The sequence below is a fragment of the Janthinobacterium pasteuri genome, from assembly GCF_051380775.1.
GTDB lineage: Bacteria > Pseudomonadota > Gammaproteobacteria > Burkholderiales > Burkholderiaceae_D > Janthinobacterium.
Map to the genome: position 1 here is coordinate 25,532 of NZ_JBNYXS010000037.1, position 19,179 is coordinate 44,710.

15 protein-coding genes, 1 rRNA gene and 3 pseudogenes are annotated in these 19,179 nt (G+C 51.3%); 9 read left to right on the forward strand and 10 right to left on the reverse strand.

Annotation, left to right across the window (positions count from 1 at the left end; translation table 11 throughout):
- Nucleotides 1-117: 117 nt before the first annotated feature.
- The gene (locus tag ACQ4WN_RS24850) at nucleotides 118-1,149 is read right to left on the reverse strand and encodes a hypothetical protein (protein WP_436553918.1); all 1,032 of its coding nucleotides are present in this window, start codon (nucleotides 1,147-1,149) and stop codon (nucleotides 118-120) included.
- Between the two features lie 1,187 nt (nucleotides 1,150-2,336).
- Between ACQ4WN_RS24850 and ACQ4WN_RS24855 the strand changes: the two genes are divergently transcribed.
- From ACQ4WN_RS24855 to ACQ4WN_RS24880, 6 genes and pseudogenes are all read left to right on the forward strand, one after another.
- Nucleotides 2,337-3,467 (forward strand): ABC transporter permease, encoded by a 1,131-nt coding sequence (locus ACQ4WN_RS24855; protein WP_436553919.1) that lies wholly within the window; start codon nucleotides 2,337-2,339, stop codon nucleotides 3,465-3,467.
- Nucleotides 3,467-4,384, forward strand: coding sequence for an efflux RND transporter periplasmic adaptor subunit (locus ACQ4WN_RS24860; RefSeq protein WP_436553920.1), 918 nt, complete (start codon nucleotides 3,467-3,469; stop codon nucleotides 4,382-4,384). Before ACQ4WN_RS24855 ends, ACQ4WN_RS24860 begins: the two co-directional genes overlap by 1 nt.
- A 22-nt stretch (nucleotides 4,385-4,406) precedes the next feature.
- Entirely contained in the window at nucleotides 4,407-5,087 is a 681-nt protein-coding gene (locus tag ACQ4WN_RS24865; RefSeq protein ID WP_436553921.1) for an ABC transporter ATP-binding protein, read from the forward strand.
- A gap of 110 nt (nucleotides 5,088-5,197) precedes the next feature.
- Nucleotides 5,198-6,193 carry a hypothetical protein gene (locus ACQ4WN_RS24870; RefSeq protein ID WP_436553922.1) on the forward strand — a complete coding sequence of 332 codons (996 nt, stop codon included), beginning with the start codon at nucleotides 5,198-5,200 and terminating at the stop codon, nucleotides 6,191-6,193.
- Nucleotides 6,194-6,214: 21 nt separating this feature from the next.
- The gene (locus ACQ4WN_RS24875; RefSeq protein WP_436553923.1) at nucleotides 6,215-6,937 is read left to right on the forward strand and encodes a thiol:disulfide interchange protein DsbA/DsbL; all 723 of its coding nucleotides are present in this window, start codon (nucleotides 6,215-6,217) and stop codon (nucleotides 6,935-6,937) included.
- 336 nt (nucleotides 6,938-7,273) lie between these two features.
- Nucleotides 7,274-7,618 (forward strand): annotated as a pseudogene (locus ACQ4WN_RS24880) (hypothetical protein); the annotation flags it as partial.
- Nucleotides 7,619-7,709: 91 nt separating this feature from the next.
- On the opposite strand, the pseudogene ACQ4WN_RS24885 reads toward ACQ4WN_RS24880, so the two are convergent.
- The 8 genes and pseudogenes from ACQ4WN_RS24885 to ACQ4WN_RS24920 all read right to left on the reverse strand — a co-directional run.
- A pseudogene (locus ACQ4WN_RS24885) lies at nucleotides 7,710-8,051 on the reverse strand (helix-turn-helix domain-containing protein); the annotation flags it as partial.
- 186 nt (nucleotides 8,052-8,237) lie between these two features.
- Nucleotides 8,238-8,726 (reverse strand): ASCH domain-containing protein, encoded by a 489-nt coding sequence (locus tag ACQ4WN_RS24890; protein ID WP_436553924.1) that lies wholly within the window; start codon nucleotides 8,724-8,726, stop codon nucleotides 8,238-8,240.
- Nucleotides 8,719-10,896 carry a GNAT family N-acetyltransferase gene (locus ACQ4WN_RS24895; protein ID WP_436553925.1) on the reverse strand — a complete coding sequence of 726 codons (2,178 nt, stop codon included), beginning with the start codon at nucleotides 10,894-10,896 and terminating at the stop codon, nucleotides 8,719-8,721. The genes ACQ4WN_RS24890 and ACQ4WN_RS24895 overlap by 8 nt, the downstream gene beginning before the upstream one ends.
- Before the next feature lie 163 nt (nucleotides 10,897-11,059).
- A complete protein-coding gene (locus ACQ4WN_RS24900) occupies nucleotides 11,060-11,896 on the reverse strand; it encodes a hypothetical protein (RefSeq protein ID WP_436553926.1) in 837 nt (278 codons plus the stop codon).
- A gap of 623 nt (nucleotides 11,897-12,519) precedes the next feature.
- Entirely contained in the window at nucleotides 12,520-13,641 is a 1,122-nt protein-coding gene (locus ACQ4WN_RS24905) for a TniQ family protein (protein ID WP_436553927.1), read from the reverse strand.
- Nucleotides 13,599-14,489, reverse strand: coding sequence for a TniB family NTP-binding protein (locus tag ACQ4WN_RS24910; RefSeq protein ID WP_436553928.1), 891 nt, complete (start codon nucleotides 14,487-14,489; stop codon nucleotides 13,599-13,601). The genes ACQ4WN_RS24905 and ACQ4WN_RS24910 overlap by 43 nt, the downstream gene beginning before the upstream one ends.
- Nucleotides 14,486-16,414 carry a TnsB C-terminal domain-containing protein gene (locus tag ACQ4WN_RS24915; RefSeq protein ID WP_436553929.1) on the reverse strand — a complete coding sequence of 643 codons (1,929 nt, stop codon included), beginning with the start codon at nucleotides 16,412-16,414 and terminating at the stop codon, nucleotides 14,486-14,488. Before ACQ4WN_RS24915 ends, ACQ4WN_RS24910 begins: the two co-directional genes overlap by 4 nt.
- Nucleotides 16,407-17,150, reverse strand: coding sequence for a TnsA endonuclease N-terminal domain-containing protein (locus ACQ4WN_RS24920; protein WP_436553930.1), 744 nt, complete (start codon nucleotides 17,148-17,150; stop codon nucleotides 16,407-16,409). The genes ACQ4WN_RS24915 and ACQ4WN_RS24920 overlap by 8 nt, the downstream gene beginning before the upstream one ends.
- A gap of 63 nt (nucleotides 17,151-17,213) precedes the next feature.
- On the opposite strand from ACQ4WN_RS24920, the pseudogene ACQ4WN_RS24925 reads away from it, so the two are divergent.
- From ACQ4WN_RS24925 to ACQ4WN_RS24935, 3 genes and pseudogenes are all read left to right on the forward strand, one after another.
- A pseudogene (locus ACQ4WN_RS24925) lies at nucleotides 17,214-17,873 on the forward strand (ATP-binding protein); the annotation flags it as partial.
- A gap of 64 nt (nucleotides 17,874-17,937) precedes the next feature.
- Entirely contained in the window at nucleotides 17,938-18,483 is a 546-nt protein-coding gene (locus tag ACQ4WN_RS24930; RefSeq protein ID WP_436553931.1) for a hypothetical protein, read from the forward strand.
- A 180-nt stretch (nucleotides 18,484-18,663) separates the two neighbouring features.
- On the forward strand, nucleotides 18,664-19,008 hold the full coding sequence (locus tag ACQ4WN_RS24935) for a DUF1840 domain-containing protein (protein ID WP_436553932.1): 345 nt from the start codon (nucleotides 18,664-18,666) through the stop codon (nucleotides 19,006-19,008).
- Between the two features lie 61 nt (nucleotides 19,009-19,069).
- Here the strand turns inward: ACQ4WN_RS24935 and rrf are convergent.
- Nucleotides 19,070-19,179, reverse strand: a 5S ribosomal RNA gene (gene rrf, locus ACQ4WN_RS24940); the annotation flags it as partial.

The following is a 19,179-nucleotide window of genomic DNA, read 5'->3' on the forward strand; positions in this document are numbered from 1 at the left end:
GTTGGCGCGAAGCGATCCCCATCGTTATCCGGCGTGCAGCCGGTTTCGAAAGTCCAAACGTCGTGGTCTCGAGGTGTCCTACAGACTTGAGGGCGCGCTTTTTTCGTTTCGGAGCAGTTACTCTATATATTCTTTTATGCTCTGTCCGAATACCTCTTCGGCAAGAGCGGTTACCTGTTCTGCATTGCCGCTCGCTATCACCTTGCTTATCCAAACATGCGTAGTAGCGATACCATAGCGCTTCTCTAAATAATCGAATAGGGCAAGCGCGGCACCATATCGTCCCGACTCGTTCTCATCGTCCTCCGTATAATCACCCGGACCAAAAGTGAACGGACCAGCGGGAGAGTACGTGGGATCGTTGGCCATTTTTTCCCGATCTTCAGGTGTTAATTGCCGATCGATCGCTTCCTTTTTCACTTGTATTCCGCCCCAGGTCGTCAGATGAGCAGATTTGAGTTGAGAAAACGCAGTCGACAATTCTTGACGTCTTTGTTTAGCAATTTCTGGTTTAATTTGCTGAGTAACGTGCAAGGCAGCCCACTCAGCGTGCCCCTCCAAAAACCATCTTGGTAGCTCGCTCTTGCTACGGGCTTGGCTCAAGTGGACTTCCTCATGAGGCATAGCATGTATTAGAAAATAGACCGACTTATCATCCCATTTTCCATTCGTAAGGACGTTAACCCACCGTAGCTCGTCTTTCTTTCGCGGTGGCGTATATTTTTCATCGGTGGTTACTACCATAGCCGACCAATGAACGTTTCGTCTAGAATCAGGAATAATTGGGGCTAGTAGATCTAAGAGGCCGATCAGGCAACCTGCTTTGATTTTTGCGGCCGCATACAATTTAGGCTCATAGTAAATACGCACAAAATTAGAGGTTTTAAACGACCGAATTTCAAAATATGGCAAATCGCCAAATGCGGCAGGCTTTGAAGTAACGGAAAAAAATCGTTTTTTTGCTTGCGACACGCCATCTGATGCACACGATGCACGGACCACAGAAACATCTTCTTTGAGCAAGGGATCGCTTGAAGCCTCGGGACTAGCTAAAACCACTGCAGAAAAAAACAAGATAGCTAAAGATTGCATAAGATCCCTTTTAACGCGTTTAATCTTCAATTTTATAAGCTCAATTATCCACGACACGGCTGTTCCTGGGTATCAGCGAGGCGGCGTCCCGAAACGCGTACTTTATCATGAAAGAGCTTTTCACCCCATGCATGGACTAGAAATTTTATCATGCAGCCCCTTTTAGACATTCTAGGAGCGCTGGAAATGATGCCGTTAAGACAGGCCAGTCGAATTCTATTTCGCTAGATGTGAATGCTCCCGAGATAGTTGGAATGCATTCCTCCAAAAAGTTTGTTTCGTTGTCGCCGAAGAAATTCTTACGGTGCCTTGCGAACACCCCAACCCGTTAGGAGCTTCCGAGGCAAATCGTATTCATGCGAAACCCATCGAATATGCGATGACTGGCAACGAAGGCATTCACACACTAGCAGTGTGCACGCAGTTCTTATGCGTGTGGCGAGCAAAAATGTGCATCATGGTGGCACCGTTGCTCCAACTTATTTTCCACTTCAATCGACGTCCTTTCGTATCGTTTGACGCTAACACTATCCGTGAAACGGAAGTATGATATTACAAAATTCTGCCGATTTCGAAAAAATACTCAGATACATTTTGTGTCTCCTCACACAAACTCACCAAATATTTCAATATTTAAACGGCACGAGTGGCGGGAGGTTCAACAGTGTGACAATTCACGTATATCTCTATTTCGACACAGTCCTGTTAGCATTGATAATTTCAATCAGTGTTGCAAAAAAACAACTGGATTAGTGAATTTAAAAAATTGCAAAAAATCAGTTGACTCATAGAATGTTTGCATTTTAATATACATTGCCTTTATGGAAATTTGAATTTAAATTCTTTCAAGGTATAAACTTAATTTTTTGGAGAAATTACATGAGTGTATTTAAAAAGGCTGTTGCCGTCATCGCTTTACTTGGTGCTGTAGGCGCCGCATATGCTGCGACTTGCACAGGCTGCAGCTGTGTAACGGTAAAGGGAACCAAGATTTGTGCTTGCAGTAGCTGCGAGGGTCCAAAGTAAATAAGGCAGTAATATAACGCGGCTACCAATCCCGCTGATCTAAAATATGCCTGAATTGTTTATTTTTGCATTTCAGGCATCAATATTTAAGTTGTTTTATAGAAAATATCCCTTCACGGTACGTTATGTCTCTATTTCGCGAGAAATCTATTTGTTTATGTACGTTAGTTATTGGTACATTGTACATACTTATTACAGGTTATATTTCATCGAAGCAGATGGCTCTTGATGAAACGCTTTCTCAACACGGGTTCAACCGTACAATGATTATTTCTGTTGAAAATGGAGCAAGCGAACTTTATGACGATGACGCGCGGAAAGTAATCAATTCTGGTCCTGACGTCTCTGATGGGCCTTTAGCACTGCTTTCCCATGACACGCTATCAAAGATTTTAGCGATGCCTGAAATCGATAGCGTTATGGCGATATCAAGATCGTCATGGCAGCTTAGCACTGGAAATGACTCAAAAGCCGTGGTTGAGGTCTTAAATGTTCCTCCGGTTTTTATGAAGGAATTTAATTTGGGAAATTCTAATGATTTGCTCGCTGGTCAATACTTGCCCAGTAATGCGTTAGCTCGAAAACTACGTCTTGTCGATCACTCGTCCGCGATCGTAAGCATTCCCGATGAGACTATAGCCATGTTGCCGTACCAGATGCGCTCTAGCTTCGATTGGTCGAAAGCGCGATTTTCAGTTTTCGTTCGGAAACAGACCCTAAATCTTGGCTATGATACGTCTTTCTTTGAAAATGTCATTTTCACAACTGGCAAGCAACAGAAAATAAATGTGCCAGGCTTGTTTCTTTTGCCAAAAATAAACGTTCTAGTTAAGTTTAGGGAAGGAGTGAACGTACAAGACGGTCAAATGAATCTAGAAAAAATATTGAAAAATATATCATTGAAAAACCCTAATATGCAGGTTCAAGTAACGCCATTTTCAAAGTATTTTGAGGACGAGATTGGTGCTGAAGTCGTGACGAGTTGGGCAGGCCGATTGCGCTTGGGCTTCTTCACAGTTTCTATAACACTGGTAACGCTACTCATGCTTGTTCGATATAATAGCTTGCGTTATGAAATAGCCTTGCGGCGTGCTCTCGGTGCAACTGTTGGCTATGCAATTTGGCTAAGTATTCGGTCTCTTATAGCCTCGATTTTTATTGGCATGGTATTGGGTAGTATCGTTGGTAGTGTAGTTAATTTCTCTGTCAACTCTGGGAGTTCGATGATATCCCCTAGCAATCTTCTCTCGTTGAGTGCTATAACAGCGTTAGCGATCTTAGTAATCGCGGCGAGTGCGCGGGTGAGCGCAGCTACGAATTTTAGCTCAACTATTCGTTCAAAATTATAATGTCAAGAGCTTTCAAAATTTTCTCTACCACCCTGCTCGTTGTGTTCGCAACGATCGGCTGTACTAAACATATAGACGGTAGCCAAGGGGCAGTAGCTGTCCAGACCGAAGGTGTACAAAACAGGCAGAACTCGATTGATTATCGGGTTCGTGGAACGTGTGTAATTCGTTCTGCAAAAGTCGTACGATTGAAGGCTCAAATCGGTGGAGCTGTAAAAACTGTCGAAGTTGAACAGGGAAGTCGTGTATCAAAAAACCAGATATTGGCAACTATCGATATTGAAGATTTAAAAGTACAAAAGGCGAGAACGGAAATCGAGTTAGAAAAACTCGTAAAAAAAGCGGATCTTTTACGTTTTCAGATTGTAAAAGCTGAAAAAGAGTTCTCTGTTGTCTACGACATGGCGGGTACAGTTAATTCTTACTTACCTCAATATGGAAAGGAGAAAGCCGCACTCGTCGAACGCCGTAATGACTTGGAACAAAATGAGCTGAGTCAAGGATTGTCGCGTCTTGATTTACAAACAATTGACGTTCAAATGAAACGTTCTGTGGTGAAAGCGCCATTCGATGGCGTAATTTTAACTCGATCTGTTGAGCCTGGGATGGTTGTGGGCTCGGGCAGCGCGAGCGTCGGAGGTGGAGACGTTTTGTTTGAAGTCGCGGATCCGAGCATCTTAATAGGAGCTTGTATAGCAAAAGAGTCAGATGCTTTGCGTTTCGAAGTGGGCGCCAAAGCGACAATTCTGGTTGATACGGAGGGTGCACACCCTATCGCTGCAAAGGTTCGTGACGTTTCCCCAGTAATTACTAATGACTCGGGAATTTCCAGACGAGAATTTCGCGTCCAATTTGATCCGGCTTCAACGAAACGGCTTTTACCAGGAATGAACGCTGAAGTTGATTTGGGCGGTTAAAACTTACTACCTGAAAATTAAAATGATTAAATTACGAAAACTTTGCGTTTCTTACAATTCCAGGGAACTTGCTCTTGATCACTTCGATCTAGATATTATGCAAGGCGAACGCGTGGCGGTGATGGGGCCAAGCGGATGCGGGAAATCCACGCTATTGTCCGTATTAGGCGGTTTGTTGCGTCAGCAGTCCGGATCGTATGAGTTTCACGGACATGATCTTCGATCATTCTCACCTGCTCAACTGGCAAAGTTCCGTGGTGAGCAGATAGGGTTTGTTTTTCAGCATTTCGCGTTATTACCTCATTTAACCTTACAAGAAAATTTACAAGTGCCTATTGAGCATTTGAATGTGAGCCGACGTGAAGCATCTTACCGCGCGCTGGAAATGTTATCGAAAGTCGGCATTGAAAATCTCGCAAGGCGATTTCCGGCGGAAGTCTCTGGAGGACAGGCACAACGAGCCGCTATTGCTCGGTCGATCATGCGTAACCCTCCCGTTATATTGGCGGACGAACCCACCGGAAGTTTAGATGATAGAAGCTCGTCTGATGTTTTAGAGCTTTTGAATACGCTTGCTGCGGATGGAACAACGCTGATTGTTGTGACGCACAACGAAGCTGTGGCAGACGCTCTATCACGGACCGTTCGCATTGACCAAGGAAAAATAGTCGGCGTTGCCACCGAAGCGCGATTGTCTGCGTGATATATCAATTATATCTTTACGGCCGGCACGGTTTACGCCGTGCTTTCGGCTTTCCCGCGAGGTCAATCATTGCAATAGTGGCCTGCGGCGCTGCATGGGTCGCGTTGTCCGTGGCGCTAGCTGAACTCAACGCTGTCGAACAATTGTTATCTCGCGCCGGCAGGTTGGATGGATTTCCAAGCTACCACGTTACGGTAAGCAAGATCACGCAATCTAGTAAGGCACATTCCCGCTTGTTACCTGCCGCGCTCATTGATCTAATACAAGTTACCACCCCTGTTTTTGTGCTTCAAACGCGTAATTCAGTGACAGTGGCAGATACCAAAAATTCACATGTATCCTCGGCTGATATGCTATTCGCGTCATCCAAGACCATCGAGCTAATTTCAAGCTCGTCTTTTCCGCGTTGCGCCTTGATACAACCCGGAAAAAGGACAGCGAACACATCAGCCATGTTGGTTGTCGCAACAAATTGGCGATGTGAGTTGGTGCCCTTGCCGGCAGCGCTAGCCTCCCTGGAAGAGGGACGTACTACCAATGCTATCGTATTTCCCCTATCAGCGTTAAGGGAGATCGGCGGAAGAAGGGGGAGAGAAAATATAGTTGCAATATGGTTTGGTCTAGTGAATAAACCTAGTTCTGAATTAATATCATTACTTGAAGGCAACAATAAAAGGCTGAATTTAGACGTCGCACCGATGGGGGGGGGCGTTATCGGTGCCAGTTTTAATTTATCCAATGCAACCAGGGTTTGGATCAGTGTTGCTTCTATGCTTCTAATCGTTGGCCTGGGCTTATACATTCATGGAATTTTTGTTCCCATGAGATGTGAAGCGGCATTGCGCCTCTGTATTGGACAAAGCCGTGCCACCGTCTTCTCTTGGATTCAGATTGATGTGGTATCGCAGCTAATTGCAGCAATTCTATTATCTTCCACAATTGGAGTGTCGACTGTATTTTTACTTGGATGGTCACCTCCTTTGGAAGCCTTATGGATTACTATTTTAGGCGTGACCTTAACCTCTGCGCTTTTGTCATTTTTCGTGTGCTGGTATGTCACCAATAAAATATTTTCCTCTTTTAACGTCATTGGCCTGACTAAATAATTCTTTAAACATTGAACTATCATGAAAAATATTATTATCGCGGTTATTTTCGCAATTTTCAATGGCGCTTTGCCAATTGCTTTAGCCGAAAATATATCAGATGGGTACACCAAAGGGTATATCGAGGTCCCTAAATCATCACATATTATCGAATCCTCAAAAGTGGAGGTTATTGAGTTTTTTTCTTACGGCTGTCCTCACTGTGATGTATTGGATGAGAAGTTGAATGCATGGGTAGCAAAAAATAGTAAAAAAATAGCATTTCGCCGAATTCATGTATTTTTTGGTGAGAATACTGCTCAGCAACAACGCCTATATTTTGCACTCGATTACATGAAAAAGGAGTCTTCTGTCCGAAAGCAGGTTTTCGATGAAATACACAAAAAAAATGTACGGTTAAGTCGATTAGAGGAAATCACGCGATTAGTCAAGGAAAATGGGATAAATGAACAAGAATTTTTAAATGCCTATAATTCCTCGATAGTAAGTAGTCGAGTAAAAGAGGCATCACTCTTTCAAAAATCATTAGGTATACGTAGTATTCCAGCTATTTTGGTCGATCAGAAATTTCTGACCAGGCCCGATTTCTTCCAAATCCCTCCATCAGACAAAAAATCGTGGATTTCAGATTTTTTTAGTACAGCGGCCAAACCAGCGTACAAAACAGACTTCGAGATTGAAGATGCCATGTTTTCCTTACTTGATAAATTAGTTTTGAATCGCACTAAGGCACGCAATCAGTAAGTTTTTTTTAAACGCAATTGTTGGCATAGGAGGAAAGCCAGAAATTAGCATTTAATATGAACTAATAATAAATGACCTGAATTCCAAGCCTACCATTCAGCTTCTATGAACAGTAGTAACAGAGCTCCTTTAAGGAAGTACTGATCGATTCGCTTTCTCATCAAGATTGGCGGGCCAAATGGGGCACTGGCGAACCGCTCAAGCCTATTTTTCCTGCGATTCGGCGCAATGCTTCGCGTCTTTCTGCAAATCAGGATGAACTACGGGATTCGATGACCGTAAAGCGCCTGCCGGCCAGCAGCAGATTGGCAGTAAGCGTCGGCTCTGTCTTCCGATTACAGGATCTATCGCGAGCTAGAACTGAACCTGCGTATCAAGCCACGCCATCTGCTGGTGCTGGAGAAGCCGCTGCCGCTGGCCGTGCCTGCACAAATCAACGAGACCTAGTCGATGGACTTCAGCACGACCAGCTGGCTGATGGCCGTAGCATCCGCTTGTTCAACGTGATTGACGATTACAACCGTGAGGGTCCGATTGTTCAATGTCATCGACGACTACGACCGTGAGGGGCTTGGCATCAAGGTTGATTTCTCATTGCCATCGGAGTGCGCTATTCGATCCCTGGACAGGATCATCGAATGGCGTGGTAGACCTCGAGTCATCCGCTGTGATAACAGTCCGGGTGTTAAGTTGCACTGAAAATTGACCCACTTTCCCCACGAATTTGCAACGGAATCTGACCCACTGTTCGTTTGCGCGCCGAACTGACCCACTCCGTTTGACCCGCTCTCCATTGCCTGGCGAACGCCGCCACGCGGTCGTAAGACCCCTTGAATCCCAATTCGGATAGATCCTCGTGAAGCTGTTTTAAGCTGCGCCGCTGCTTGCGGGATTTGGCCGCCTCGGTCTTGAGCCAGCCTGAGAGCTGGAAGGCGTATGGGTCGATGGCGCTGGCCGATTGACGCTCCGCATAGGCGGGCTCGGTGGTCTCCGAGCGTAAGTAGCGCCGAACGGTATTGCGCGAGATGCCGAGGCGCTTGGCGATTTCCCTCAATGGGACCTGGTCGCGAAGGTGCCAGCGTCTAATGATTCCTAGTAATGCCACGTCGATCACTCCGATCCCCTACTCATTCAGATAAGTAGGATTGTGTGCTAAACGTGGGTCAATTTTCGATGCAAATTATGCGGCTAGGTGGGCCAGTTTTCGGTGCAAATCAACACATGAGAGCAATCTTTCCTTAGCTCTCCGTCCAGGCTAGCGGCCGCCATCTCGCAGCGACGGCTTCGAGATGGCCTTGTCTCAAGGCTGCTTGCTAGCGTCGAGCATCTTGGGCCTCTTGCGACGAAAAAGCACACTCGCCGGAGCTGTCAATGAGGGAAAAAAGGGATGCTCCTTGTCGATCCGAATGAAGAATTGCGGTGGATTGAATCCCTTCGCAATAGCCCGCAAGGCTTCCAGCGAGAGCGGCTCACACAGGGCCTTCACATCCTCCAGAACGAGCACAAAGCCCTCCGCAAGGCCATCCAAGTATCCAAGGAACTCGCTTCTAACCAATCCAGAAACAGAACCAAATTTTCGCCACAGGGCACCAGGAGACGCCGTATGCAGGGCGGCAACCTTCGCCCTCCCCATGAGTACGCCAACAGGCAGAGTCACGTAGATCCAAATGATCGTCCCTGGCTCAACTTTCATGGGCCTGCGACGAAGTTCAATGTGTTTTACCCCATCAAAAATGTTCTTTGCATGACGCGGCGCCAACGATATCAGTATGTGTTCCGAATCAGCCACGAACAAACGCCTCGGTAAGAATTTCGCGTAACTGGGCATCGGTAAGCGCGCGGGTCGTAATCAGTTGAGTCGCGGCTCCACATCCGATACGTTTCAACGTAGTCAAGGGCACCGGGTAAGGAAGCGTAAAAATGTTGTCGAATATCGTCACTGTCTTCATCTTCGATTTTCCGATCTTATCCAGCGTATCAGTCGTAAGCACCGAGTGCTCAAGGCCATCGCTATCGAGCAGGTCGGTCGCTCGAAGATACGCTTCGCGGACGCGCCCAATGGAGACCACAGCGGCGCGACCGCCGTGTTTTGTGGATTCATAAAACAGTATTATCGTTCCTCTCTTGAAGTGCCGCAACGTATTAGGGCCGCTAAGGTAGTGCCTATCTTGGAAGAGAGATGCTGATGCACGGGGCAGCAACGAGCCCTGGGGCGAGCTTCCCAGAAGCTCGTCTGCAAACTTGTTATGAATCGGAGTCAAAACTGCTGGCCTACCTGGTAAGCAGAGCAACGCTGGCGACAGCAACGTCTCAAGCATATCCAACTGCACGTGCGTCTGGTTACCGTTCGGTGTAAGCACTTGGATCGGTTGGTCAACGTTGCGATACGTTGGCGCCGCTGTAGGAAGTTTCAACCCACATTTTGTGGCCAACTCAGCTTGGCCTACCTGCCAGGTAGCACTGGTCAGGACGCTTCCGAGTACCAGTTTGGTGAGGCTACCATGATGCCCTGTACTGTGAAAACCAAAGCTAGCTGCCAGCTCCCTGACATGAGACTGGTTCGGCGGGAACTCAAGCCGAATACTTTGCGATCCCTGAATCGTCAAATTCTCCAGCATGTAAATCAGTAGGATCCGCGTGGCGTTCAACGAGTAAGGCGATGTTTCGTCAACGGCGATTCGTATCGTAAGGGCACCGACGCCGCCTTTTGCAGCCCACGTCGCATAGCCCACCAAGCCACCGTCCTGCCAGACCGCACAGCACGTCGCTATACGTCCCTGAGGATCAATGGGGATCCAACCCGCTGCGATGCTTGAGCCGGACAATGAAAGCTTGGATAGCAAGCCTAGGACAGCCGTTTCATCGCTTTTCCCCACCTCCTGCAGGGCCAATGTGACGTCCTGGCGGGTTTCAAAAGCGGCATTAGCACTTGGGGCATCGCCTTCGATCCGAAATGCGCTTGGCGACACGATTTCGATCGAGTAGCGCTTTTGAATGGCATGAGAAGCCGATAGGATCGCTTCGTCATTCGTTATCAAGCCTGCCAGTTCATGTTGGATAGCAGTCGCGACGTGCCTCAGATCTGAACGGTCGTTGGCAGTAAGTAAGCCGTTCTTGAACCTGTCCGGGAAAATGAGGGCTGCAAGCTCATCCAGGAGTGTCGCCCCTTCCTTGACGTCAAGCAGAGGGAAGGATGGGTAGAGAGAAATATACGCTGCCATTGGATCAGTGCGCCCTACATGCGCGGTTCGCTGGAGCTCTTCACGGATCTCCGAGCTAATTGCCAACCGACAAAAATTTGATCGCTCCGCCTGGAAAAGGCTGGCAGCTTCAGCATGGCGTGGCCGACGGGGCGCCACGTCAAACAGAACATTCAAATCAAGCAAATACAAGGGCACCACATCGACGGGCGAAGTAATCAGGCCCAACGGATTTCCTGCATCAATTCCGCTGGTGGGGAACAACTGAGGCGAAGCGAGCTCGTGGCATCTGACATGTATCTGACGTTTGCGAGTAGCGCCCCCCTTCTCGACACGCTGCACGTAGAAGCCCTGCTTATGCCAGAATTCATTCGATTCGACCAAGTCCTCGGCGACCCGAGCGTAAATGGAAATGAACCCATTCTGAGTAAGCTGAGCACGCAAGTGATCGAGCAGTTGGCTAGCAAGCCCACGTCTCTTAAACTCCGGCAGCGTCAGCATCTGCATTACGTGAGCGCGAGGAGGCTGTGGCCGAAACAGTAGATGCCCTACGTACTGACGCCCAGTCGGCGAACTCTCCACCATCACTAGAAGGCGGTCTCGGACAGCAAAATCGTAAAAGACGTTCTCAGCAAAAAAACCGAGCGCATTGCGGTGAGCATCCGCCGAGCGCACTACCTGTTCAAGAAAGGGGGCGACTTCGGAGTAAAGGCTCAAAATTTCGTATCTGTTTTTGCTGGCGACTATCGGCGTTGTCATAAAAATTCTCGGGGGCGTTATTCAATCAAGACGTGAAATCCACCCTGATCAGTGTGATCTACGGCTCGTAGCCAAGCTGCTCTGCATGGCGCCGCATCAAGCTAACACAAAGGCCGGCAAGCAACACTCACCAATAATCACCACACCCCAAAGATTGACAACTTTAGCGACTGACTCGCCGCGTCACGATAGAATCAGACGCCGGCGCGGGTCCGGGGCGATAATCCCAGTGGGGGAACCAATAAGTTTTTCCTTTCAAAACGACCGAGAAATTGCCTTCGGCATCGGCGGAAATGGACATACCCTTCAGCCCTTTCCCGATCCGGCGGGGCAAGCCATGAAAGTATGCCAGTGATATCGAAATCCATTCTGTCTTGAATTCTTCGTCGCGCCGTTCGCCCTCAAGTAGCGCGACCAATGCAGCCTCAAGTCGCCGACGGCGCATCAATAGTGTTTTTTGCTCGTCCACTCGGATGACGAGGTTCGCCGCATGTTGGCGGTTCATGTAAGAGACGAAGCCAGTAATCGATGCCTTTTGGCCAGGGGCGTTGAGAAGGTAGCGATCTAGTGCTACCTGCTCTGGCAACTGAAAACCATTCTCCTCACAGCTGGCCAAGAGGGATGCAGCAGGGCGTAGAGCCAGACGCACTGTCCGGATGGATACACGACCTGCGCCCACCTTCGACTGGAGCTCGCGACTATATGCGCCCAAGACTCGCCCGGCCGGCGTTCCTGAAGGGAGGGACGCTACTATAACGGCGATGCGGCGCAAATCGGACGCGTCCTCCCGTTCCTGTGCATCGACGACAACCTGCCCAGTTTCGGACATCCAGCGCATTGGAAGCCGAACGCGCCGCAAGCCTTCTGCGGTGAAATAGATGAGGAGCTGCGAGTAGCGCGGGATCTCACCCCAGCGCTTTTCCATCTCATAGAAAAAGGGAAAATAGCCATGGATGGTCAGCGCCGCCTTTTGGGCCGGCACTTGCTCCAAGAGCCACATGCCAAATGCGTGGAATAGTTGCACAAATGTCGAACTTGAAAGCCCCGCCTCATCCAGCCGAAGTCGCTTGAGGTAAGTATCCTTCCAATAGCACTGTTCGCAGGAATTCCCCCGCCCGGCAGGCATGTCCGTGCCACAGCACGGGCACGGAATAATGCCAACCGTGAGGCAGGCATAGCACAGCCGGCGACCTTCTGAGGTAGTTGACAAACGACGATGGCGCCGGCAATCCTGGCAGGTACCGTGATCGGACGGTGCTGGCGTACGTCCGGTTTCCAATGCGCACTGCGCCTCAGTCTGTACAACCGGCACCTCTACCAACGCTGATGGGCGAAAATAGACGGAACAACTGTTGCAAACGGGGCCGAAGTGTGTGATCTTTCCAATCTTATATTCGCTCTTCCCGCAACGTGCACACGGAGCACTTTTCATGCAGTCGCGGCAAATTGCCTCCAAATTGCTCTTCGGCAGACGGGCAAGGACGCCGCACTGGGCGCATTGGCGCCGTTCGAATACGCGTTGATAGCAGGTCCCGCAGAAACGCTGTCCTGCCTCGACGCGATGCGCCCTCATCATCCCTCTGCCGCATTCGTCACATAGCTGTTTTAGTGCTTGATCGCTGTTCATGAAGCCCGTCGCATCTTACGTTGTAGGCGTGCCCATTTATACAATACAGTCTGCCGAGACATCGGTGCTGGAGTTGAATTTCCTTTTGTCTTGCGTGAACGGACCAGCTGCGGAATCTCGTGCACGAGACTATCGATGTGGGGCGGCAGCGATCGCCACCTCTGGCGCAGCGACGTATCATTCATCGACTCGGCTATTACGGCACTGCGAAGCTGTTCAGGCCCTGCCCCGATGAGTGCTCCGACGCTTTCGAGAAACCCAGAGCGCTCCAAAGTCGGTAGCATTTCGAAGCCAAGACCGGTGACTGGCGGGCGCAAGCGGGACACGCTTGGATCCACAACAGCAAGGCATCTCCCGAGACCTGAATCTTGATGCCTGACCGCGCAACGCAATAGCATCAGAAAATAGCGCGCGAGATGAAACCATTCCTTTGCCTGCACCCGATGGGCCCCATAACTTCCTGCTCCAGTGAGTGCCACCTGGTCAGCGCACTTCTGAAACGCAAGCGCGGCATCGGCGGCTGACAGCGCCAGGCAGTGTCGAATATCTCCCTTGCAGTTCGCGCAAGAGGTCATAACAGCGGCAGCCGTTAGCCGATTCGGTTCGATCGGAAGTTGGCAATGGCAGCATCGATCGCGCAGGCTCACTTTGTGAACGGCGCAGCATGTGTGCCACGCCAATCGCCAATGTAGGCGAAAATACGGTCGAACATCATTGGCCAGGCAAAGGGAGCAGTACTGCAAACCGCCACGTCGCTTCCGGTTACGAGATCCCAAGGCGAGTATCCAGTGCCAGATCCCGCTGGCGGCCTCCGGCTCCAGCCCAGTCACCACGGCGATCGGCAGAAGCGATGCTGCCCTGAGCGTGGCCGCATCGATGCCTGACTCACGAGCGAGTGTATTCATGCGCTCATCGTTTATGCCTCGGTCCAAGTCAATCGTCCATACGCGCCACTTCGGCCACAGATGCCCCGCAAGAACTAGCGGGTCAACGCCTTGCGCTAGCGCCGCCCGCACGAGCCACATGGAGAACAGTTCGTCGGGTGCGAGCGCAACTGGAACAGGCCAGCGACTCACTACCCGACCAGTTCCCGGATGCCACGTGTGGGCCGTAACCATGCTTTGCTTTCAACGATGGACTTGTCTATGTGCTCCTTGCCCGACTTGATCGCCTCGCCGGCGCATTCAACCAACAGTCGATGCAAGTTGCCCGTATTTCCTTCGCATATCGTATGGAGCAATTTCGCTATCTCGGGCGAATGCAGGTTCGAGCGCTGCTGCAATGGCAAAACTTTTTCAAACCCGGCCAGCAGCCGCTGAAAGTCGGAATTCAGTTCCCACAGAGGCAAGCTCAACACATCGAACCGGCTTGCGTGCTGGGGGTCGCTATGCAGCACGCGCACCGCTTCACGCGTACCAACCCCCACGATCGGTATGGCCAGCTCGTTGCACATGAGCTTGATGGCGTTCATTACCTCGCGCTGTTTGACAGGAGAACCCGTCAGCAATGAGTGCATCTCGTCAATGATGAGCATCCGCACGTGGCAGGACCGGAACAAATGAATAGCCTGGTATCGCAGTTTCGACGTCGGATCCGTTGCACGATAGGGCGCAAAAAATTGCTCGAGGATAGAAATGTACAAACCCTTTTCGTCCGCGCTCGGCGGCGCCTCGGCAACAATGATGGGTTTCACCGGCTCAGCCTCTTCGTTTACGTATCCTTGTCCGCACAGGTGCCGAAATCGCTCGATGATCGTGGTCTTGCCGTTGTTAGAGTCCCCAACGATCAGTAAATTCGGCATTCGGGGCCTGCTCGGCTTGAGAAGAAGCCCTTGCAAGGTATCGAGAATGTGTTGGGCGACCTTATGGCCGATCCATCGAGGATGATCTAGGAAGCTCAAGCGTTCCGCATCGGTCAGTGCCATCACATGCCGAAAGTCAGGATGGATATGTTCGTAGTTACTCATGCGATATCTCCGAAATCTTGTATGTCGCCGTCGAGCAGATCATCTATCCCCATCGGCGCCAATGGATTTGATGGGAGCGAGGATGCGGGTAAAGGTTGAGCGGGCGAAATCTTTTTGGCATGCTCTTTCCGGCGTTGGGCCTGCCGCCGCGCGGTCTTGGTCTTTTCCATCGCCTCGTCCACACGGCTACGTAGTTCCGTGATGGCTCGGAGAATCTGGTGTTCGTCCACGCTCGCAATACCTTCTTGCTTGAGCTTATCCCGCGCCTGCTGATATTCCCAAATGCTCATGGACGGCAGCGCCAGGTCGGCCAGAGGTATCTTGTAATAGTGCTTTAGCAACGGATCGAAAAACCATATCGTGCTGATGTCGCGTGGGTCTCGCCGGAAGACCAAATCCTTCTTTTTCTTCGTCTCTGGATCTTGAGCATTGATCCATGGCCGTAACGCCTCGGCATAGTAGGTGAGACCGTCAATAGTCACGCCGAACGTCTGCACCGTGCGGCGGAAGAAAGGCAGAAAATCCAGCAGAATGGTCAGGCTGTTTGTGGGTCGCGGCGGCACACCCACACCGTGAATCTCGGCGTTGCCGAATATCCCAATCTCCCATTTGCGTGTTGGCGTCAAACCAATCGTAGTGTGCAGACGGCGGTGATAGACCTTGCAAATGAGCGTCACCAGCCACTCTTCGAACTCGGACTTCGTCATGGTCGCGTGCTTTTCCGAGTCGTACCCATCTCTGTCCTTGACCGACGAGAACGTCGTGCCGGGCAAGGCGTGGATCTCCCGCGCTAACGTGCCCAGCATGCGTTCAATATGTCCTCCGTACCGGGGTTGCTTCACTGGCCGGAATTCCAGGCTGATACCGTACATCAGACAGGATTGCTGGAAATTATTCGAACGGAAATCGGCGCCATTGTCGACGTGGATTGTCTTGGGAACTCCCCACACCGGCCATTCAGCCTCAACCTTGTGCAGCAACATCCAATCCTCTTTTGGAAGGATCGAATGCGCCACACACATGGCAACCGATGTCTCGGATGGGGGGTCAAACGAAAGGTAGTAACCTGTAACCATCCGGGAATGGACGTCGATCGCAAGCGTGATCCAGGGACGCCCTATCGGTTTCCTAAAAACGTCGTCGACTAAAATGATGTCGGCGGGCGTATGATCAATCATCATCACTGCCAGAGGGAAGTCAGCGTGTGGAAAGGCACCCGGCACTGGAAAAAACTTATTCTTGGCCTGCTCCTTATAACCCCGTCCCCGTAGTTGCTCTTTCTCCGCAATTCGAGAAATCCGTGCGCGGACGGTGGAAGCACTTGGTGCCTTGACCCCCTTGGCCTGACAGGCTCGCAGAACTTCTAGTACTGTTTTCTGAGCAGTCGGGCGCTGCGGTGTCAGGTAAAAGTCTCGAATGACTTGCTCGATCAGGGCGTCAGTCTCCGACCCAATACGGCTATTGCCGGCTTTCCACCCGCGCTTTTGCGGAATTAGTGCCGTCGCTACCCCATATGCGTTGTACCGTTGAAGCCAACGATATAGCGTCGCCGGGTCGATTCCAAGTTCGGCTCCGCGCAGCTCGACATCTTCCCGCCCAATATGCATTCTGCCCAGCAGTGGCTTAATGGCCGCTAGGCGCTCCTGAGCAATGCGCCAGTCTTCATCGGCGATCTCGGCCATATCCACGCCGGACGGCTGCTCACCTTGTCCATCTCGCGTCAATGGCCGTAGGTCTCCAATCCGCAGGGCAGTGCTACGGCCCGTCGCCACGTCCACTCCGATCAAGGATTCGAAATCGAGCACCTGCGCAATGCGGTACACGTCTGCGGCCCGGCGCACTAGCATCCCGACACTCACGTCTACGCGGTCACGGACGGGTTCAAAGGCATCGTTGGGCATCAAAGCATCAGTATCGTTAAACATGCGGGATCCACACTTGAGTGAATTCATTGAGAGGTTGCGATATGTCACAGTCAAGGCGCCGCGCCGCAAGCAGTGACCATAGATGCGCCACCCCTTCACCCCGATATATCCCCATGAAGTGCCGTGCGAGTAGGTAATGTATTGGCGTCGCGCCCATCTCCTGTACGCTGGAAACAACAGCTTCGCTATCTGCAGGCGCAAAGGACATGCGCTTGTAGCGCTCCAGAAACCTAACATTCTCCAAAACCTTGTCGCGAATTCTCGATTCATCGACAACATGAAAAATCCAGCCCTGGGCGATCGCATAGCGGCGTGCGGCTTTCCACTTCGGCAGCCATTCTCTCCAATTTTTTCGCCAATCGGCCTCGGGCTTCACCTCAACCAACACAGGCTTCGGATAGTTGCAATAGTCCTTGCCGCCGAGCTTGTAGTACACGAGGAAATCCGGCGTGTAGATGTAGCTTTGGCCATTTTTTCCAATGAAGGGTATTTGGACTGGCTGAGGGATCACGTCCAAGACATCTGTAAAGAATTCGGCCCTGAGAAGAAAGTCCCTTTCGAGCGTCGATTCGAACGGTATAGACGACTCTCCACGGAACGGATGGACACCCGAGACGCTACGGCGGGTGGGTTTGATCTTTCGCGTCTGTCGCGGCATGGCCTCGTCGCAGTTATTTCGATTCATTTCGGGGTCAGTCGCATCTAATTTCTGATTTATTGTCGCAGAATTTTCCAAAATTGAATCCTAAGTAACTGAAAATTTGGGCCAAGTGTCGCAGTTATTTAAGAATATCACAGCGGCAACGTGCCGCGCCCGGGAGAAATCTCGCTGGCACACTGCGGTGTGCTATTTCTCGATGAAATCGCCGAATTCCAGCGCCGGGTACTCGATGTCTTGCGCCAGCCCATGGAATCTGGCGTCATCAGCATTTCGCGCGCGGCCCGCCAGGCCGAATTTCCTGCCCGCTTTCAGTTGATCGCCGCCATGAATCCCTGCCCATGCGGCTATCTGGGCCACCCTTCCGGACGCTGCCGCTGCACACCGGACGCCGTGCTGCGCTATCACAGTCGCCTGTCCGGCCCGCTGCTCGACCGTATCGACCTGCAAATCGAAGTGGCCGCCATGCCGCCGGCGGCGCTGGGGCGGCACGCAGGCGCAGGCGAATGCACACAGTCCATCGCCACGCGGGTCGCAGCAGCCTTTGCCCTGCAACTGGCACGCCAGGGGAAAGCGAACCAGCGCTTGAGCAACATGGAAATCGAACAGCATTGTTGCCTGGAAGCGCATGGTGAACAGCTGCTGCATGGCGCCATGTCGCGCCTGCACTGGTCAGCGCGCACTTACCACCGGGTACTGCGCGTGGCGCGCAGCATTGCCGACCTGGCGGGCAGCCCCACGATCACGCAACCGCATGTCGCCGAAGCGATCCAGTACCGGCGTGTACTGCCTGAAATATAAGGCGACCAGTGAAAGCCACGCGTGCGCGATTGCGCGTGCCTGATGGCACTGCTACCATCTGCTGATGAAAAAACCATCACTTGCCCTCTTCCTGGCCGTGCTCGCGACAGCTTGCACGCTGTCCGCCTGCAGTCCGAAATTCGACTGGCGCGACTATCGCAGCCCCGACGCCCAGTTCACAGCCCTGTTTCCAGGCAAGCCAGCCGTGCTGACACGCGAGATTGATCTCGATGGCAAGAAAGTCAGCCTGACCATGACAGCAAGCGAAATCGACGGCAGCACCTTTGCCATCGGCAGCGCGGTGCTCGACAGCGCAGAACAGGCGCAAGCGGCCCTGCCCGCCATGCAGACAGCCCTGTTGAAAAATATCAACGGCACCGTTCGCAGCGAAAAGACCGCATCAGCGGCCAGTAGCACTGCTGCCGGAACGCAGCAGCGTACTTCGCTCAGCATCGAGGCCAGCGGCACGCAGCAAGGCAAGCCTGTCTTGCTGGTCGGCCGTTTTGTGGCACAGGACAAGCACATCTTCCAGATCATCATTCTCGGTGAAGAACGCAAGCTGTCGCGCGACACCATCGACACCTTCATGGACTCCGTGAAACTGGATTGAGACTTAATGATCGCTTAAACGGATGTTTTGACCGTAAGCAAGCTCTTGTAAATACGTACGCTGTCCAACAGATAGCCCTATCCGGCTCGCAAATGCGTCATCCGGGCAATCGGACGGCCTGTGCGATATTTCAAGTCGTGATATTGTTTCGACACTAACAACAAGTTTCAGAAAGCGCTTATGTTGATCTCATTCAAATCCAAATCCTCGCCTGAAGTGCTGATGTATCAGGAACACGCCCAGCGTATCCTCGACATTCTGCACAAGAACCCCACCCGCGGCGTCATCACGCCAGCGGAAGCGGGCGATGCCCTGGCCTTGCTGGAAAAAGAAGTCGCGGAAAGCAAACTGCATCCGGAGAACGACATCGAACACGATGCCCATACGCCTGAATCGCTGGAAGATGGTGAAACGGGCGCACATGCGCGCGCACAAAAAGTGCATTTTTCGCAGCGCGCCTATCCACTGATGGAAATGCTGCGCGCGGCCAAGGCTGAAGGCGAAAGCATCACCTGGGGCATCTAGTGCGATGAATGCTGCAGACGAAAAAAAACCCCGCACCTAGCGGGGTTTTTTTATATAACAAGCCTGACGATAACCTACTTTCACACTGGTTGCAGCACTATCATCGGCGCAAAGTTGTTTCACGGTCCTGTTCGGGATGGGAAGGGGTGGGACCAACTTGCTATGGTCATC

Bases quoted from the DNA above. Each gene is read 5' to 3' on its own strand.
- ACQ4WN_RS24900 (WP_436553926.1), bottom strand. From the start codon at position 11,896: ATGTGGCTCTTGGAGCAAGTGCCGGCCCAAAAGGCGGCGCTGACCATC.
- ACQ4WN_RS24855 (WP_436553919.1), top strand. From the start codon at position 2,337: ATGGCTCTTGATGAAACGCTTTCTCAACACGGGTTCAACCGTACAATG.
- ACQ4WN_RS24895 (WP_436553925.1), bottom strand. From the start codon at position 10,896: ATGACAACGCCGATAGTCGCCAGCAAAAACAGATACGAAATTTTGAGC.
- ACQ4WN_RS24935 (WP_436553932.1), top strand. From the start codon at position 18,664: ATGTTGATCTCATTCAAATCCAAATCCTCGCCTGAAGTGCTGATGTAT.
- ACQ4WN_RS24860 (WP_436553920.1), top strand. From the start codon at position 3,467: ATGTCAAGAGCTTTCAAAATTTTCTCTACCACCCTGCTCGTTGTGTTC.
- ACQ4WN_RS24865 (WP_436553921.1), top strand. From the start codon at position 4,407: ATGATTAAATTACGAAAACTTTGCGTTTCTTACAATTCCAGGGAACTT.
- ACQ4WN_RS24910 (WP_436553928.1), bottom strand. From the start codon at position 14,489: ATGAGTAACTACGAACATATCCATCCTGACTTTCGGCATGTGATGGCA.
- ACQ4WN_RS24905 (WP_436553927.1), bottom strand. From the start codon at position 13,641: ATGGTTACGGCCCACACGTGGCATCCGGGAACTGGTCGGGTAGTGAGT.
- ACQ4WN_RS24915 (WP_436553929.1), bottom strand. From the start codon at position 16,414: ATGTTTAACGATACTGATGCTTTGATGCCCAACGATGCCTTTGAACCC.
- ACQ4WN_RS24875 (WP_436553923.1), top strand. From the start codon at position 6,215: ATGAAAAATATTATTATCGCGGTTATTTTCGCAATTTTCAATGGCGCT.
- ACQ4WN_RS24930 (WP_436553931.1), top strand. From the start codon at position 17,938: ATGAAAAAACCATCACTTGCCCTCTTCCTGGCCGTGCTCGCGACAGCT.